General features: G+C 62.5%; 14 protein-coding genes. 11 read left to right on the plus strand and 3 right to left on the minus strand.

Going from position 1 to position 17,501, the window contains the following annotated elements; translation table 11 throughout:
- Positions 1–2: 2 nt before the first annotated feature.
- Complete coding sequence (locus ABD842_RS09800) at positions 3–794, minus strand: SDR family oxidoreductase (RefSeq protein ID WP_345112998.1); 792 nt, start codon at positions 792–794, stop codon at positions 3–5.
- A 132-nt stretch (positions 795–926) separates the two neighbouring features.
- Here ABD842_RS09800 and ABD842_RS09805 point away from each other — a divergent pair, with 132 nt between their 5' ends.
- From ABD842_RS09805 to ABD842_RS09845, 9 genes are all read left to right on the plus strand, one after another.
- Positions 927–1,460 carry a 3-hydroxyanthranilate 3,4-dioxygenase gene (locus ABD842_RS09805; RefSeq protein ID WP_345112999.1) on the plus strand — a complete coding sequence of 178 codons (534 nt, stop codon included), beginning with the start codon at positions 927–929 and terminating at the stop codon, positions 1,458–1,460.
- A gap of 26 nt (positions 1,461–1,486) precedes the next feature.
- Complete coding sequence (locus tag ABD842_RS09810; protein WP_345113001.1) at positions 1,487–2,503, plus strand: amidohydrolase family protein; 1,017 nt, start codon at positions 1,487–1,489, stop codon at positions 2,501–2,503.
- Positions 2,504–2,547: 44 nt separating this feature from the next.
- Entirely contained in the window at positions 2,548–3,096 is a 549-nt protein-coding gene (locus ABD842_RS09815) for a hypothetical protein (protein WP_345113003.1), read from the plus strand.
- 45 nt (positions 3,097–3,141) lie between these two features.
- Positions 3,142–4,446, plus strand: a complete 1,305-nt coding sequence (locus tag ABD842_RS09820; RefSeq protein ID WP_345113005.1) for a hypothetical protein — start codon at positions 3,142–3,144, stop codon at positions 4,444–4,446.
- A 164-nt stretch (positions 4,447–4,610) separates the two neighbouring features.
- Entirely contained in the window at positions 4,611–5,084 is a 474-nt protein-coding gene (locus ABD842_RS09825; RefSeq protein ID WP_345113007.1) for a hypothetical protein, read from the plus strand.
- A 5-nt stretch (positions 5,085–5,089) separates the two neighbouring features.
- Positions 5,090–6,442, plus strand: a complete 1,353-nt coding sequence (locus tag ABD842_RS09830; protein ID WP_345113009.1) for a hypothetical protein — start codon at positions 5,090–5,092, stop codon at positions 6,440–6,442.
- A 74-nt stretch (positions 6,443–6,516) separates the two neighbouring features.
- Positions 6,517–7,803, plus strand: coding sequence for a kynureninase (kynU, locus tag ABD842_RS09835; RefSeq protein WP_345113011.1), 1,287 nt, complete (start codon positions 6,517–6,519; stop codon positions 7,801–7,803).
- 76 nt (positions 7,804–7,879) lie between these two features.
- Positions 7,880–8,527 carry a hypothetical protein gene (locus tag ABD842_RS09840; RefSeq protein WP_345113012.1) on the plus strand — a complete coding sequence of 216 codons (648 nt, stop codon included), beginning with the start codon at positions 7,880–7,882 and terminating at the stop codon, positions 8,525–8,527.
- 44 nt (positions 8,528–8,571) lie between these two features.
- Positions 8,572–9,177 (plus strand): alpha-ketoglutarate-dependent dioxygenase AlkB family protein, encoded by a 606-nt coding sequence (locus ABD842_RS09845; protein WP_345113014.1) that lies wholly within the window; start codon positions 8,572–8,574, stop codon positions 9,175–9,177.
- Between the two features lie 56 nt (positions 9,178–9,233).
- Here the strand turns inward: ABD842_RS09845 and ABD842_RS09850 are convergent, their stop codons facing one another.
- On the minus strand, positions 9,234–11,936 hold the full coding sequence (locus ABD842_RS09850; protein WP_345113016.1) for a TonB-dependent receptor: 2,703 nt from the start codon (positions 11,934–11,936) through the stop codon (positions 9,234–9,236).
- Between the two features lie 707 nt (positions 11,937–12,643).
- Here ABD842_RS09850 and ABD842_RS09855 point away from each other — a divergent pair.
- The gene (locus ABD842_RS09855) at positions 12,644–14,026 is read left to right on the plus strand and encodes an FAD-dependent oxidoreductase (protein ID WP_345113017.1); all 1,383 of its coding nucleotides are present in this window, start codon (positions 12,644–12,646) and stop codon (positions 14,024–14,026) included.
- 17 nt (positions 14,027–14,043) lie between these two features.
- Here the strand turns inward: ABD842_RS09855 and ABD842_RS09860 are convergent, their stop codons facing one another.
- Positions 14,044–14,625, minus strand: a complete 582-nt coding sequence (locus ABD842_RS09860; RefSeq protein ID WP_345113019.1) for a hypothetical protein — start codon at positions 14,623–14,625, stop codon at positions 14,044–14,046.
- Positions 14,626–14,812: 187 nt separating this feature from the next.
- On the opposite strand from ABD842_RS09860, the gene ABD842_RS09865 reads away from it, so the two are divergent.
- The gene (locus ABD842_RS09865; protein WP_345113021.1) at positions 14,813–17,428 is read left to right on the plus strand and encodes a T9SS type A sorting domain-containing protein; all 2,616 of its coding nucleotides are present in this window, start codon (positions 14,813–14,815) and stop codon (positions 17,426–17,428) included.
- The last annotated feature ends 73 nt before the right edge of the window (positions 17,429–17,501 follow it).

A 17,501-nucleotide genomic window follows, 5' to 3' on the forward strand; every position in this document is an offset into this window, starting at 1 on the left:
CGCTACAGTGTGCCGGTCCGCCCGCCATCCACGGGCACGTTGGTGCCGTTGATGTAGCCCGCGGCCGGGGAGGCCAGAAAGGCCACGGCCTGGGCCACTTCCTCGGGCTGCCCGAAGCGGCCGGCCGGAATCAGCTTCAGCATGCCGGCCTCAATCTGCTCGGCACTCTGCCCGGTCTGCGCTACTTTGGCGTCAATCAGCGAGGAGTGGCGCTGGGTGAGCGTGGCGCCGGGCAGCACGTTGTTGACGGTGATGCCGCTGCCGCCCAGCTCATTGGCCAGCGTCTTGGCCCAGTTGGCCACCGCCGCCCGAATCGTGTTGGACACGCCTAAGTTGGCCAGCGGCTGCTTAACCGAGGTGCTGATAACGTTGATGATGCGGCCGTAGCCCCGGGCCTGCATGGCCGGCGCCACGGCCTGCACCAGCAGGTGGTTGCAAATGACATGCTGCTCAAACGCCGCCCGGAACGCGTCCACGGCAGCCGTCAGAAGGGGGCCGCCGGCCGGCCCGCCGGTGTTGTTGATCAGGATATGGAAGCCCTCGGCATGCGCGGTCAGGTAGGTTTGCAGACGCTCGGCCAGCGTGGCCGGGGCGCTGAAGTCGGCCACAATGAAATCGTGCTGCTGGCCCTGGGGCACGGGCAGCGCGGCAGCTACTGCCCGCAGGCGGGCTTCATCGCGGGCCAGCAGCGTGACGGTGGCGCCGAGCCGGGCCAGCTCTTCGGCCACGGCGCGGCCGATGCCCTGGGTACTGCCGCCGACGAGGGCGCGCTGGGAAGTGAGGTCGAGGTGCACAGTAGCAGTTGGGGAGTAAAGCCAGGGGAAGTGTTTGGCCGAAGATAAGCCCGGTTGCGGGGTTTTGCGTAAGTTAGGCATTCCTTTCGGCGGGCTTTGCCCCACCCCGTCCCATTCCAACTGCCCCGTGTTATGTCCGTTTCGCGCCCCTTCAATTTTCAGCACTGGATCGACGAGCACCGCCACCTGCTGAAGCCCCCGGTCGGCAACCAGCAGATATTCAAGGACAACAAGGACTTCATTGTGATGGTCGTCGGCGGCCCCAACGCCCGTAAGGACTACCACTACGACGAGGGCGAAGAGCTGTTCCTGCAGATTGAAGGCGACATTGTGGTCAAGATCATCGAGGACGGGCAGCCGGTAGATATTCCCATTCGGGCCGGCGAAATGTTTCTGCTGCCCGCGGGCGTGCCCCACTCCCCGCGGCGGCCGGCCGGCACCGTGGGCCTGGTGCTGGAGCGCTACCGCGCCGCCGGCGAGCTCGACGGCTTTCAGTGGTACTGCGAAAACTGCGGGCATAAGCTCTACGAGGAGTTTGCCGAGATTACCGACATCGTACAGCAGCTGCCGCCCATCATGAATGCCTTCTGGCAGAATGACAACCTGCGGACCTGCCAAAACTGCGGCACCTACATGGCCGCCCCGGCCCCGGTAGCAGCGCCCTAACTGCTGCCTGTTTACGTCCCGCCCGCGTGCTTTCCATCGACATTCACACTCATATCCTGCCCGAAACCTGGCCTGACCTGCGCGAGCGGTACGGCTACGGCGGCTTCATCCGGCTCGAGCACCACAAGCCCTGTTGTGCCCGCATGCTGCAGGACGACAAGTTTTTCCGGGAAGTGCAGGACAACTGCTGGGACCCCCAGGTGCGGCTGCGCGAGTACGACCAGTTTGGCGTGCAGGTGCAGGTGCTCAGCACGGTGCCCGTCATGTTCAGCTACTGGGCCAAGCCCCACGATGCCCTGGACCTGAGCCGCCTGCTCAACGACCACATTGCCGGCGTGGTGGCCCGCTACCCCACGCGGTTCGTGGGTCTGGGCACCATTCCGCTGCAGGCCCCCGACCTGGCCATCCGGGAGCTGGAGCGCTGCGTGAAAGAGCTGGGTATGGCCGGCGTGCAGATTGGCTCCCACGTCAACGACTGGAACCTGGACGCGCCCGAGCTGTTCGAGGTGTTTGCCGCCGCCCAGGAGCTGGGCGCCTGCGTGTTTGTGCACCCCTGGGACATGATGGCCCAGCAGAAGATGCCCAAGTACTGGCTGCCCTGGCTGGTGGGCATGCCCGCCGAAAGCACCTTGGCGCTGTGCTCCCTGGTATTTGGGGGCGTGCTGGAGCGCCTGCCCAAGCTGCGCGTGGCCGTGGCCCACGGCGGCGGCACCTTCGCCAGCACCATCGGCCGCATCGAGCACGGCTTTCACGTGCGCCCCGACCTGTGCGCCGTCGACAACAACGTGAATCCGCGCGAGTACCTGGGCCGCTTCTGGGTCGATTCGCTGGTGCACGACCCGCTGATGCTCGACTACCTGGTGAAAACCATGGGCGCCGACAAGATTGCGCTGGGCACCGACTACCCGTTTCCGCTGGGCGAGCTGACGCCGGGCGAATTAATCAATGCCATGCCGTATCCGGATGAGATGAAAGCCCGCATGCTGGGGCAGAATGCCCTGGACTGGCTTGGCCTGAGTGCCGCCAGGTTCGCTCCCGGCTAATCCGCTTTATCTTCAATGTCACAATGCTTTACGCTACTTTGTAAATGACTAGTTGCTTTTCTTGGTCATCTGCTTTCCGCTGGTGGCCCATCCTGATCAGCGGGCTGCTGGCGGGCTGCACGCCGTCGGACGACAAGGCCTGCACCATCTTCTCGTCCGACTTCGAACAATTTGAGGGCTGGGTGTCACCGCTGCCCGCCTTTCTGACCCAGGAACAGGCCCACTCCGGACGCCACTCTTACAGCATGTCTCCCGACGAAGAGTTTGGACTTGGCTACACCACCACGCTTAGCCAGTGCCGCTTTGTGCCGCAGAAGCTGCGGCTTAGCGGCTGGGCTTACCTGCCCAACGGCCGGGTCCGGACAGCTATTCTGGTTGTAAGCATCAATTGCCACGGCCGTCGTCCTGATGTGTGGCAGGGCCTAAATCTGGATATTTCGGTGGCGCGCTACCAGGTGTGGGTGCCGCTGTTTAAGTACATCGACCTGCCCGACGACCTGCTGCCGACGGATGAGCTTACGTTTCACGTGTGGCGGAGTGAGAAAGGAGAGCTAGCCTTTCTCGACGACTTGAAGCTTGAGGGCTTGCAATAAATCTGGCCGTTGCGGCCCTAATACTGACTTTCTAGTATTCTCTTCTTGTCTGAATTCTCCGCCTCCGTTCCCGCCGTCGTCACCCGTTACCGCTACCCCTTGGTAACGGTGCTGCACCTGCTGCTGCTGACGGCGTTGGTTTCTGCCCTGTACGCTTTCGGCCTGGTGCAGGTGCTGCCCTCCGAAAGTTCTCTGCGGCAATGGGACGTAAACTGGTATGACCAGATTCGTACCACCGGCTACGCGTATTCGGCCACGGCCACGAGCAACTCCGCATTCTTTCCGCTGCTGCCGTACCTGTGGCGGTTCACCGGACTGGGTCTGGTGGGCATCAGCCTGTTTAACGTGAGCTTGTTTCTGAGTAGCTTCACCTGGCTGGCCTATCAGCTGCGACTGCCGGCGCGCCTTCAGTTGCTGCTGCTGTCTACTCCTTCCCTTATGTTCATGATAGTGCCTTACACCGAGGCGCTGTTTTTCTGCTTTGTGACTTTGCTGCTGCTGGGGCTGCGACGGCGGCAGCTGAGCTGGTGGCTGCTGGGGTTGCTGGGCTGCGGCCTTACCCGTTCGGCCAGCACCATGTTTACCCCCTCACTGCTGTTTATGGTCCTCATTTGGGCCGCCCAGCCCGGGCAGTTGCGCACGGCGCTGACCTGGGGCGTAACGGGGCTGCTGGCCCTGGCCGCGTCGGTGGGAATGGTGGCGACGCTGCAATGGAAGACGATCGGGGAGCCCTGGGGCTTTGTCCTGGCGCAGAAGCACTGGGGGCATAAGCTGACGCTGCCCAAATTTCCGGTGGTAGATCCTTCCGGTATCGACATGCTCTGGCTCGACGGATTAGCGGTGTGGCTGGGAATGGCGGCTATCGGTTGCTGCTGCTGGCTGGCGTGGCACTGGCTGAAAAGCCGGCGGCAGCGCCTGGACACGCCAAGCACCCCGCCCGAAGTTGTTTTTTCCCTGGGCTACTGCGTGTGCGTGGTGCTGTTCATTCTGTTTTTCCAAAGCGGCAGCATCTGGAACATGGGCCGCTACATATTTGCCACGCCTTTTCTGGTAGTACTGGCAGCATCCTTAGCTAGGCAGCCCGCCTGGTCCTGGCGCCGCTACGCGCAGGTGGCTGCCGCTACGATGGTGCTCTGGCAGATATTCGGCATTTACACCCAGGGCTTCGACAACTTTTCGACCTCGCAGGCGCTCTGGTATTTTGGCTTGGCTACGGCTTACCTGCTGACGTATCTGGCGTGGCGGCAGTTACGCTGGCAGCGGGAAATCACGATGATGGTTTACGTCTTCAACCTGATTATGCTGCTGCATTTTCTCGACGGCTGGCTGCAGGGCTACGTGGTGCAGTAAGCTCCCCCACCAGAACCTGCCTGGCCCGGCAAAGAAGACTTTTCCGTGGCTGACGAAGGCCATAGCGCAGTGATGCTGCCTGGAAAGGATTATATTGCCTTTAAAATGGATGTATGACCAACCCGCGTACCAGTCTAAGCAAGGTCTGGCTAGTTTTTTTGTTTGTGTTGGTTGGAACTGGCGGCTGCCAGGTGGCCGAAAAAAAGGAAGTAGCGGTCCTGGAGGATTACGAAAACCACCCCGATAACGTCTGGATCACCAACGAAAAGGTCCACTCGGGTAATTGGGCCTGCAAAATCACGCCTCAGAACGTTTACGGCCCCGGCATCACCCGCAGCTGGGAGCTGCTCGGTCACCCCACCCGCCTGCGGGTAAGCGCCTGGGTGATAATGCCCCACGGCCGGGCCACGGCCGCCCTGGTCGTGGAAGCCAAGCGTGACAACGCCACAATCTACTACCGTCTGCTGCCCATCGAGCAGGTGGTGAAGCGCTACAACCAGTGGGAACAGGTTTACGACACGTTTACCCTGCCCGAAACCATGGCGCCGACCGACGTGGTGAAAGTGTACCTGTGGCAGATTGGGGAGAAGCGCAACACGATTTACATGGATGATTTAATGCTCGAAACGCTGTTCTGATAGGTATGGAAAACGTTTCCTCCCCACTTCCAGGAGCTACCCCCTCCTGGCCCGCCGGCCGCTTCGGCGTCCTGATGTCCTTGGCCCGGCACCCCGTCGTGAAGACCCTGGCTCTGCATACGCTGGTGCTGGTGGCGTTGTATTCCGCCTTCTACGCCTTTGGCGTCATCAGCTACGCTCCGGGCAACGACAACCTGATGCGCTGGGACGCCGGTATCTTCAACCGGCTGGCTCTCAACGGCTACGGCAAGGTTGACTCCTACGTCAACGCTTACTTCCCGCTGTTTGCCTATGTCTGGCGGTTCACCGGCTTCAGCCCGGTGCAGATAACCATCTTCAACGTGCTGTGCACGTACGCCGGGGCTGCTAGCCTGGCCCACCACTTCCGGCTGACCGGCCGCCAGCTGCTGCTCATCCTGTCGACCCCGATGATGATGTTCGTGCTGGTGCCGTACGCCGAGGGAATGTTTTTCTTGTTTGGGGCCCTGCTGCTCAGCGGCCTGCACCGCCACAAGCTGCTCCTCACCGTGGTGGGGCTGCTGGGCTGCTGCCTGACCCGCTCGGCGTCCACGCTGTTTGTGCCCGCCTACCTGTTTGCCGAGCTGCTCTGGTGGACGACGGCCGCCGCGACGCCCCGCATGCTGCGCAACGTAGGGCTGGGCCTGCTGGCTATGGGCCTGGCCCTGGGCACGGTGATGCTGATTCAGTACCAGACCCACGGCGACCCGCTGGCTTTCTACAACGTGCACGTGGTGTGGGCCCACTGGCTGCGCCTGCCCGCTCTGCCGCTGGTCAGCACGGCCGGCATCAACGTGCTCTGGCAGGATGCCTTCGGCTTGCTGCTGGCCGTGCTGGCCACGGGGCTGTGCTTTCTGCTGGGCCTGCGGTGGCTGGCTGGCTGGCTGCGCCCGGCGGGCGAGCAGGATGCTCCGCCTTCCAAAGCCGTGGTGTTTTCTTTGGGCTACTGCGTGGGAGCGGGTTTTTTCATCGTCTTTTACCAGGGTGGCGACCTGGTCGGCATCGCCCGCTACATTCTGGCTACGCCCTGCTTTGGGGTGCTGCTGTGGCAGTTCTGGCAGTTGTCGCGTCCGGTGGCGGTACGGCTGCTGGTTGCTGTCGTTATCATCGGCTTGGGTATTGCGCTGGCGCTGGGCATTCCTTTCGGGTTCAACAGCTTCACGCCCGGGCAGGCAGTCTGGTACTTCCTGCTGCTGCTGGGCTACGTGGTGCTGCACGCGCTGAGCGGCAAACGCCTCAATATCTGGTACCCCGAAGCCAGTGCTTTGCTCTACATTCTGAACCTAGTGGTGCTGGTGTATTACCACAGCCTGTTTCTGAACATCGTCTGGCTCAACTAAGCTGACGCGGCCCGATCCGGCCCTGGGTGAGAGGCCGCGTTGCCGGCCGCCGGCATCCGGCTATCTTTGCCCCGATGACTGCCTACCAGCCCACCCCCGACTTCGCCGCCAGCCTCGATGCCCAGGACCCGTTGCGGAGCTTCCGCGACCAGTTTCACCTGCCGCCTGGTCCCGACGGGCAGCCCAGCAGCTATCTGTGCGGCAACTCGCTGGGCCTGCAGCCCAAAACGGCCCGGGCAGCCGTGGAACGGGAATTTGCGGCCTGGGAGGAGCGGGGCGTGGAAGGTCATTTTCACGGCACCTCGCCCTGGATGCACTACCACGAGTTTCTGACCAAGGCCTCCGCCCGGCTGGTCGGGGCCAGGCCCGTGGAAGTGGTGGTGATGAACAACCTGACCACTAACCTGCACCTGCTGCTGATTTCGTTTTACCGGCCCACGCTCACGCGCTACAAGGTGCTGATGGAAGGCGGCGCCTTTCCCTCGGACCAGTACGCGCTGGAAAGTCAGGTGCGCCTGCATGGCCTGGCTCCCGAGGAGGCCATTGTGGAGCTGCTGCCCCGGCCCGGCGAGTATACCCTGCGCACGGCGGATATTGAAGCCAGAATCGCGGAGCTGGGCGACTCGCTGGCCACGGTCATCATTGGCGGCGTCAACTACTACACCGGGCAGGCTTTCGATATGGCGGCCATCACCAAAGCCGGCCATGCCGTGGGCGCCCTCGTGGGCTTCGATCTGGCCCACGCCGCCGGCAACCTGGCGCTGCACCTGCACGACTGGGACGTGGACTTTGCCTGCTGGTGCACCTACAAATACCTCAACTCCGGTCCCGGCGGCACCTCGGGCATCTACGTGCACGAGCGGTTTGCCAACCGCCCCGACCTGCCCCGGCTGGCCGGCTGGTGGGGCCACGACCCCGCCGACCGGTTTCAGATGAAGAAAGGCTTTCGCCCCATGGCCGGCGCCGCGGGCTGGCAGCTTTCCAACGCCCAGATTTTCCCGATGGCCATTCACCGCGCGGCTCTGGCGGTAGTGGAAGAGGCCGGTGGCATGGCCGCCCTGCGCCGCAAAAGCGAGCAGCTTACTGCCTACCTGGAGTTTCTGCTGCGCCGTCTGCAGCTGCCTGCTACCACTCTGGAAATCATCACGCCCGCAGACCCCGCCGCCCGCGGCGCCCAGCTGTCGGTGCTGGTGCACCGCAATGGCCGCGCCCTGTTCGACTACCTGGCCGGCCAGGGCATCATTGCCGACTGGCGCGAGCCCAACGTCATCCGGCTGGCGCCGGTGCCGCTGTATAACTCCTTCCGAGACGTGCAGCGGGCCGGGGCAGCCATTGAAAAATGGGCGGCGCAGGCCGAATAATTATACCTTTTTAATTGTTGGTAGTACGTAGAAGCCAAAGACGCTTTTGCGTTGTTTCATTTATCGTCTCTGAACCATGGCTGAAGAATACGCGGACAAAATGGCCCGCAAAACCGACGCCGAGCTCCACCAATACGTCACCGGCCGCGCCCAGTACCGCGACGACGCCGTGCTGGCTGCCCTCGACGAGCTGACCCGCCGCGGCCAGCCCCACCCCGCCGAGGCCCAGGTCCGTCCCGAGCTGGAAGCCGTCGTGCTGGCCCAGGCGGCCCGCGAAACGGAGGTGCGCCGCCTGGCCGAGCGGGAGCAGGAAGTGGAGCTCGTGCCCAGCGGCCCGGCGCTGTACTCGCCCGTTACCATTGCCATGTTCTCGATGTTCTTCTCGTTTCTGGCGGGCGGCATCTTGCTGATCATTAATATGTTTCGGTTGAAGCAGGCCCGCAAAGGACTGTACGTTATCCTGTTCATGCTGGGCTTGCTGGGCGCGTTAGTATACAGCATGCACTGGTTCATGGGCGCCAACGTTGGCCCCATTCGCACCCAGCTGGCGGGCATCGCTATCAACGTGGTGGCGGTGCTGATGTACCTGCAGTTTTTCTGGCCCCGCTACGTGGGCGCCCGACCCTACGTCAACCGGCCGTGGTTTTCGGCGCTGCTGGTCTGCATGGCGCTTTTTGGCATCTACATGTGGGGCCTTTCCCACGTGGCCGGATTGCCCAAGTAGCGCCGCTCCGCTGAGTCGGATGAAGCCGTAGCCGCCCCCTGCCTATGCCCCTCACGCTGCTGCCCCTGCCCCAGGCCGAAGTGCTGCTGGACCCCGCGTTTCTGCCGCCCGCCGCCGCCGCGGCGCTGCTGGCGGAGCTGACGGCCACCATTCCCTGGCGGCAGGAACCCATCCGGCTGTTTGGCAAGGAGGTGCTGCAGCCCCGGCTCACGGCCTGGCATGGCGACCCGGACGCCCGCTACGCCTATTCCGGCCTCGCCCTCACGCCCCAGCCCTGGACGCCGGCTCTGCTGCACCTGCGCGCGCAGGTGCAGGCCGCTACTGGCAGCCGGTTCAACAGCGTGCTGCTCAATCTTTACCGCTCCGGTCAGGACAGCATGGGCTGGCACGCCGACAACGAGCCCGAGCTGGGGCCGGCCCCCGTCATTGCCTCCGTCAGCCTGGGGGCGCCGCGCCGGTTTCGGCTCAGGCCCCGCCACCCGCCGCCGGTGCCGCCCGCCGCGGTAACGCTGGAGCTGGCCTCGGGCAGTCTGCTGGTGATGCGCGGCCCCACCCAGCAGCACTGGCTGCACGCGGTGCCCAAGACGGCCGTGCCCACCGGCCCCCGCCTCAATCTGACCTTTCGCCTCGTGTCCGGCCGCGGGCAGTGAAATGCAAAAAGGCCCGGTGCAGACTGCACCGGGCCTTTTTTGGATGAGAGGGAAGCCTACTTCAATTCGAACAGCAAGCCGATGTAGCCCAGGCGGCCGATGCCCGCGCTGCCGTAGGTTTGCACGTTGCCGGCGTCGAACAGGTTCGAAACCCCGGCCTGCAGCGTGGTGTGAAGAGCAGTGAGGTTGTAGCCTGCCTGCGCATCCACGGTGTGGTAGGAGGCCACGCGGCCGGTAGCAAACGTCGACTCGTAGAGGAACGAGTCGGTCCAGCGGTAGTTGACCGTGTAGCCCAGCTTACGGCTGAGGGCCAGACCCGTCAGGCCGAAGTTGTACTTATGGCGGGGCGTGTTGAAAAACGTCTGGAAGTTGGCGGGCAGGTCCTTGGAGTCCAGGTCGTTGAAGCTGTAGTTGGCCGACAGGATAAGCGGAGTGCCCACCGTGTAGCTCAGCCCCACCGAGGCGCCCTGGGTTTTCACCTTCTGCGCCACGTTGGCCGAAATCTGAATCACGCGGGCCGGGTTAGTGGCCGACGGAACCGGCGAAGCGGGTCGCGTGCCGTCGATGTTGCCGATAAAGGTCTGGGTGCCGATGAAGTCGTCGTAGGTGCTGCGGAAATAGTCCACGTCCACCGAAACCTTGCTGGCAATCTGGGCGCGGTAGCCCACTTCGAAGGTATTTACCTGCTCCAGGCGCAGGTTGTCGGCCCGAAACTGCATGCCGGTCAGGGTGTAGCCATCAAAGCCGTTGCCGATGTTGCCCAGCAGAATGGCCCGGCCCACGTCGAGGCGGATGTACTGGTCGGTCTGGGTAGGGGCGCGGAAGGCCCGGTTGAAGCTGGCCCGGAAGTTCTGCTGGTTGTCGCTGCCGGCCGAATACACCACCGAGGCGCGGGGCGAGAAGGCGGGCTCGAAGTTCTTGAACTCATCTACCCGGCCCGCTACCGACAGCTTCAGGCGCTCGGCCAGCAGGGCTTTGGTGACCTGGGCGTAGCCGCCAAACTCGTGGTTCTGCAGCCGGTCCCCGTCCTTGGTATCCGAGAACAGCGAGCCATCGGAGCCCAGCTGGTACTGGCGGTAGGCGCCGCCCACAATCAGGTCGATGAAGCTGAGCTTAAAGTTGTACTGGGCGCTGCCATCGTTCAGGATGGAGCGCAGAATCACGCGGGCCCCCTGCCCGGGCGTGCCGTCGTGGATGATCCGGTTGCGGGCGTCGTTGAAGGGCTGGGTGCCGGGCTGCAGCTGCGGGGCCGTGGCCAGGGCTTTGGTGCGGGCCGCGGCGGCGGCAGCCTCTACGTTGCCGCCCGAGCCGTAGTACTGCTGCCCGAAGGTAGTGGCGTACTCCCGGAAATACCGCTCTCCGTACGTGTACGTCTTGCCGGTCCGCGGATTAATCGTTTCGCCGGGAACCGGGGTCGTTTGCAGAAAACCGCCCAGAAACCCCAGGTTGTAGGAGCCGTCGGTGCTGGGGTCGCGCTTGCCCGAGTAGTCGCGGGTGGTGTAGCCGCGCACAAACCAGTTCGTCCCCTTTACTTCCACCCGGCCCTGATGGCTGCCGCTGTTGTCGAAGCGGTAGCGGCTGGCACTCTGGAAAATGGTCGTCCCGTTCACGTACTTGTAGTCGACCGTCGCCTTCACGTTGTCGGTCAGCAGGTACGACACCGACGGATTGATCTTGTAGATGTGGGCTTTCTGGTCGCCCGCAATCAGCTCTTTCTCCGCGTAGCCCGGCAAAAACGCCGTCTGCGTGGTAGCCGGTACCGTTGGGAAAGCCGGGTTGGCCGGAATGGTGAAGGCAAAGCTGGCGTCGCCGTAGCGGTTCACGGCGTCGTAGCCCAGGTTGGAGCTGGCCGCGTGGTTGTTGGGCTCAATGAGAAGGGACGTCGGGTCCTGGTTGTCGGCAATCCAGTCTTTGGCCGTCAGGGCGCCGCCGGTGAGCTTGATGGCCAGCCGGTCGGTGAGCTTTTTGGCGTAGCGCAGCTGCCCGTCGAGCAGGTCGCGGTTGCCGCCCCGCAGGCGGATGCTGAGGCCTTCACTCACAAAGGGGTCTTTGGAGTTGAACAAGACCACGCCGTTGAAGGCGTTGGCCCCGTACAGCGCCGAAGCCGGTCCGTGCACGATTTCGATGCTTTCCACGTCGAGGTCCGGAATGCCGAGCAGGTTACCAAAGTTGCTGCTCAGGCTGGGCAGCTGGGTATCCATGTAGTCGGCCATCTGAATCACGCGCTCCGCCCGGGAGCTGTTGAAGCCACGGGTGCTGATGCTGGACGTCAGCAGGCTCGAGCTGTTCACGTCCACGGCCTTGAAGCGGGCCAGGCCGGCCAGCAGGTCGGGCGTAGTCAGGCTTTCCACCTGCCGGGTGTTTACCTTCTCAATGGTGACGGGTACCTGCGAAATGTTTTCCGCTACCCGCGAGGCCGAGACGACCACCGTGTTGGTAAGGTTGGTGCTGATCGGCAGCACCACGCGCACATCCTGCTGGGCTTTGGAAATACCGATTTCCCGGGTTTCGAAGCCGATAAACGACACCGAAATAACAACCGGCGGCTCCGTGAAGTCGGCATTCAGGACAAACTTGCCGTCCCGGTCGGTGCTGCTACCGATAAAGGTGCCTTTGATGAAAACGGTGGCGCCCGGCAGCGGGTCGCCGGCTTCGGTTTGCACTACGCCGGTAATGGCAATGGCGCTCTGCGCCCAGACAGCCGGGCTGCTCAGCAGCAGGCTCAGAACGAGCAATAGCAAGCGGTAGCTTTTCTTCATAGAAGCATGCAATAGGGAGGCGGAAGTTTTTTGAACAGCGAAATTCCTGCAAAAATAACGTAGGCATGCGCACTAAACAACCCGGCAACGAATTGATTATCAAAAAAATATAAAATATAAAATAATGGGTAAAATGTTGAACAATATGCGCTGCCTGCTTTCACGTGCCGACATTTCGGTTGCGGCAGCAGCTACGCTGCCCACGCCAGCCGCCGCTTACTAGCGCACATCCGGGGGACCAAACAGGTTGGAGTAGCTATCTTCACCGACCTGGTAGTGCCCGATCTGCAGCCGGTTAGATTGCGTTTTTCGGGGACTGGCCGGCTGCACCGGAGACGGGTAGACTTTGGGGAGCGGCAGGGCGGCGAAGGTAGTGGGCTGATTCAGGGCGGGGGAGAGGCGGGAAAAGCTGGCACCGGGTGAAGAAGGAAAGCGGCGGGGTTCCGGTTTTGGGGCCGGGCAGTTGGTCATGAATTTTTTGCGCTTAGAACAATAAGGACGGTCACTCTTTATTGTGGGGGAACTGGGCAAGCTATTTCATTTAATAATTCAGATATAGACTACGTACTGGCGGGTGAGTTCGGATTTACGCCCAACCCCGGGCTGCTTCTCATCCAGGGTGCGGATTTAGCCGTTCAACCAACCGCGGGGAAAGGCTTACTTTCGCTACCCGTATTTCCTCGTTCTCTCCCGCCCGATTTTTCCGCATGTCTACCACTCCCGCTACCGCCGATTCCGCACCTGAGCCTCTCACTGTTATGGGGGCCGGGCTGGTCGGCTCCCTGCTGTCGTTGTACCTGGCCCAGCGCGGCCACGAGGTAAGCGTGTTCGAGCGCCGCGCCGATTTGCGCAAGCAGGGTCTGGTCGAAGGCCGATCCATCAACCTGGCCCTGTCGGACCGGGGCTGGCGGGCTCTTGAGGGCGTGGGCGTCGGCGAAGAAATCCGGCGCGTGGCCATTCCGATGTACCGCCGGGTGATGCACGACCAGCACGGCAACCTGAGCTATCAGCCCTACGGGCAGGACAACCAGGCCATTTATTCCGTGTCGCGGGCCATCCTGAACCGCACGTTGCTGGACCTGGCCGAGCAGGACCCGCGCATTCAGCTGCGCTTCAATCAGCAGTGCCTGGGCGTCGATTTGCGCGCGCGCACCCTGGATCTGCGCGATGCCCAGACCGGCACGCGGCAAACCCAGTCATTTCGGCGGCTCTTTGGCACCGATGGCGCGTTCTCCGCCGTGCGGGCTGCAATGCAGCGCACCGACCGGTTCGACTATTCCCAGAGCTACCTGGAGTACGGCTACAAAGAACTGAACATCGAGCCGGGTCCGGATGGGGCGTGGCTGCTCGAGAAAAATGCCCTTCACATCTGGCCCCGCGGCCAGTACCTGATGATTGCGCTGCCCAATCTGGACGGCTCGTTTAACTGCACCCTGTTTTTTCCCTACGAGGGCGAGCATTCCTTTGCCGCCCTGCAGACGCCGGCGCAGGTGCAGGCCTTTTTCGAAGCCGTGTTTCCCGATGTGGTGCCCCTGATGCCCGAGCTGCAGGCAGAGTTTTTCCAGAACCCAACCGGCTCCCTGGTTACGGTGCGCTGCTTTCCCTGGGCTTTCGACGACGACGTGCTGCTGCTCGGCGACGCCTCCCACGCCATTGTGCCTTTTTACGGGCAGGGCATGAATGCCGGTTTTGAGGACTGCAGCGTGCTCAATGAGCTGCTGGAGGAACACGGCGCCGACTGGCCCGCCATCTTCGGGGAATTTCAGCGCCAGCGCAAGCCCGATGCCGATGCCATGGCCGAGCTGGCCCTCTATAACTTTGAGGAAATGCGCGACCGGGTCGCCGACCCGCGGTTTTTGCTGCAGAAGAAGATTGAAAGCAAGATATCGGCGCAGTACCCCGGGCAGTGGTTGTCCCTGTATTCCCAGGTTACTTTTTCGCACATACCCTACGCCCAGGCCTGGCAGAACGGGCAGCGGCAGGAGCAGATCATGCGCCGCCTGATGCCCCATATTCAGGCCGAAGCCGACTATGACCGGCCCGAGGTGCAGCAGCAGCTCAAAGCGGAAATAGTCCAGAACCACAGCTGAGCCGGCGCAGCGCGGCGCTAGGTGCTGCTAACCCCGATGCCGATGCCCAGCACCACCCCGGCTCCCAGCGCCAGGCCCGCCCATACCTGGGCCGGGGTGTGGGCCGCCAGCACCAGGCGCGCACTCAGCACGGCGCCAGCCACCACTACGGCGCCCAGCAGCCACCACAGCAGCACCGGGCTGTGCGGCGTGTTCAGGTACAACAGCAGCAGCAGGGTGCCGGCCCCGCCTACGCCCACGCCGTGGGCACTGATTTTCCAGCTCAGCGAAATCAGGAAGGTGAGGAATACGGTCAGCACCATCCCAACCATCATCTGTCCCAGCAGCACATCGAAAATGCTGCGCTGGGTCAGCACGGTGGCCGCCATGCCGAAGCTGAACGCCGCCAGCAGCAGCGGCAGCGGCCGTTGGGCCCGTTCGCGCAGCAGCAGGGAATCAAGCTGGCCAAACCAGTAGAGGACTCCCGTACCGAGGGTGGGCAGCAGAAAAGTGAAGACGAAGACTACTGCCAGGACCACCCATCGGTCAGGTAATGAGGGGCGTACGATAAGCTCCGGCACCTGATAGCACACGATGTAGAACAAGTAAAAAGGCAGCAATAGGGGATGAAAAAATCCGGATAATATATTGCTAATCAGCTTGTTCAATGAAAGGCTGTCCTTGGGTGGGTTGAGTAAAGTAAAGGATAAAGTGGCAGAAGGCGTATATTTCATCACCGATTCAGCCAACCTTTTTGCTGGCTTGGTGTGTTTGACCTGAAATTCCTCACCTAATTCCGACTGCTTAGTGAAAACTTCTTCTCGATTTCGACAGTGGGGTGCCCTGCTGTTGCTGGGTGGCGCTGCCACTGTAGGTAGTGGTGCTTATTTATGGCAAAAGGGAGAACCCACGGCCAAACTGCCCAACACCCTGGAGCGCGCCGAGGAAAAGGACAAAGAGGATCGTCCTGACCGTCCGGATCTGGCGATGGAGCGCGAAGTAGCTCTTACGATGGACTTGGCCACGGGCACCGTGCCGCGCGAGCGGCTGATAGCGGCGCATGCCTACACCCAGCGGCTGCTGAATGAGCGGGGCGCCCGCCTGCCGGTCGGCAGCCTGGGCCAAACGTCCTGGACGGAGCGGGGCCCGAACAACGTAGCCGGACGTATCCGGGCTATGGTAGTCGACCCCACCGATGCTACCGGCAACACGCTGTGGGCGGGTGCCGCCGGCGGGGGCTTGTGGAAAACAACCAATGCCACGGCTACCTCGCCTACCTGGACGACCGTAGATAATTTCTTCGCTACGCTGGCCGTCACGGCTATTTCTTTCGACCCACGCAACCCTAACGTCATGTACTTCGGTACCGGCGAAGGCTTCTTTAATGCGGATGCGGTGCGGGGCCTGGGCGTTTGGAAGTCCACCGACCACGGCGTCACCTGGACGCAGCTCCCCAGCACGGCTACCGGAACTACGTTCAACTACGTTACCAAGCTGCAAGTGCATCCGGTGACGGGCGACGTGTACGTGGGTACCCGTTTGGGCCTGCAGCGTAGCACCAACGGCGGTACCAGCTGGACAAACGTGCTGGGTGCCGGCAACGGCGCCATCGACAGCCGGGTTGCCGACTTTGAAATCGGAGCCGACAATGCCCTCTATACCGCTATCGGCTTGTTTACCCAAGACGGCATTTACCGTTCGACCACCGGCAACGCCGGCGACTGGACCAAGCTCACGGGCCCCGGCCTGCCTGCCACCGGCTACCGCCGCATCGAGCTGGCCTGCGCGCCCAGCGACGCCAACCGCGTCTATGCTATTTACGAGGGCACCAACTCCCAGGTCCTTGGGCTGTACCGCTCCAACGACGGAGGCGCCAACTGGACGTCGATGGGCCTGCCCGGTGGGGTCGCCTCGGCTTTGGCCAGCTCCCAGGCCTGGTATGATCTGGCCGCGGCCGTAGCGCCGACCAATCCGGATCAGCTCTACGTGGCGGGCCTGGACATCTTCCGCACGCTGGCTGCCAATACCGACCCGGTGGTGTGGCAGAAAGTATCGGTCTGGAGCGCGGTTCCGGGCTCACCTAACTTTGTACACGCCGACCACCACGTTATTGCCTTCGCTTCGCAGGACGGTAACCTAGCCTATTTTGGCAACGACGGCGGCGTTTTCGTGTCCTCGAATGCCGTTAGCGCTGGTGTGGCGCCCATCTTCAGCCAGCGCAACAACGGCCTGAACGTGACGCAGTACTATGCAGTAGCCGTACACCCGACCAACGTCAATTACTTCCTGGCCGGGGCGCAGGACAACGGCACGCAGAAGTATACCACGGCCGGCATCAACACCACTACCACCGTAACGGGTGGCGACGGGGCGTTCTGCTTCATCGACGAAGACCAGCCGCAGTACCAGTTCTCGTCTTACATCTATGCGCAGTACCGGCGGTCTATCAACGGCGGCGTTTCATTCAGCAGTTTCAACTTCAGCAGTACGCTGGGCTCGTTCATCAACCCGACTGACTACGACAGCCGCACCAACACCATGTATGCCGGCTACGGCTCGGGGCAGCTGATGCGCTGGCCTGATGCCACCACGGCTTCGGCTGTCAACAGCATTACCCTGACCGCCGGCGCCGGCGTCGTGACCCACGTGGCCGTGTCGCCCAACCGCGACGGGCGGGTGTTCGTGGGAACCAACACCGGCCGGGTTATCCGGATCGAAAACCCCACTGACCCGACGCCGACCATGACGGATATCCGCCTCGGTGCCGGCTCGGTATCCTGCGTGGCGGTAGAGGACGGCAACGACAACCACCTGCTGGTAACGTATTCCAACTACGGCGCGGTAAGCGTGTGGGAAACCACCAACGGCGGCACTACCTGGCGTAGCGTAGAGGGTAACCTGCCCGACATGCCGGTTCGCTGGGCGATGTTCGACCCCGAAAACAACCAGCGCGCTTTGCTGGCTACGGAGATGGGCATCTGGGCTACCGACAACCTCACGGCACCCGTCACCACCTGGTTTCCGGCCAGCCTGGGCATGGCCAACGTGCGGGTAGATATGCTGCGCATGCGCAAATCGGACAAGCAGATTGCCGCCGCTACCCACGGCCGGGGCCTGTTTACCTCCGACGTATTCACGCCTACTGCTGCCAAGTCGGGCATTGCCATCAGCGACAAGCTGCTGGACGGCGTGTATCCGAACCCCTTCGGCCAGGAGCTGAACGTGACGTTCCAGAAGCCAATGGCGGGTGAGGTAACCTTCACGCTCGTGGACATGCAGGGCCGGAAAGTGATGAACACGGTCCGCCGCGTAGCCGGCAAGCAGATTTCGGTGCCCGCCCCAGGTGGACTGGCCGCCGGAGTATACCTGCTCACGGTTCGCGCTGGCAATGAGACTGCCGTTCGTCGGGTTCTGCACCGCTAGACGCAGGCTGCTTAAGCTAAAAAAAGCGCCACGACCTCCGGGTTGTGGCGCTTTTTTCATTTTTTTAATATTT

This window comes from Hymenobacter algoricola (assembly GCF_039539525.1).
GTDB lineage: Bacteria > Bacteroidota > Bacteroidia > Cytophagales > Hymenobacteraceae > Hymenobacter > Hymenobacter algoricola.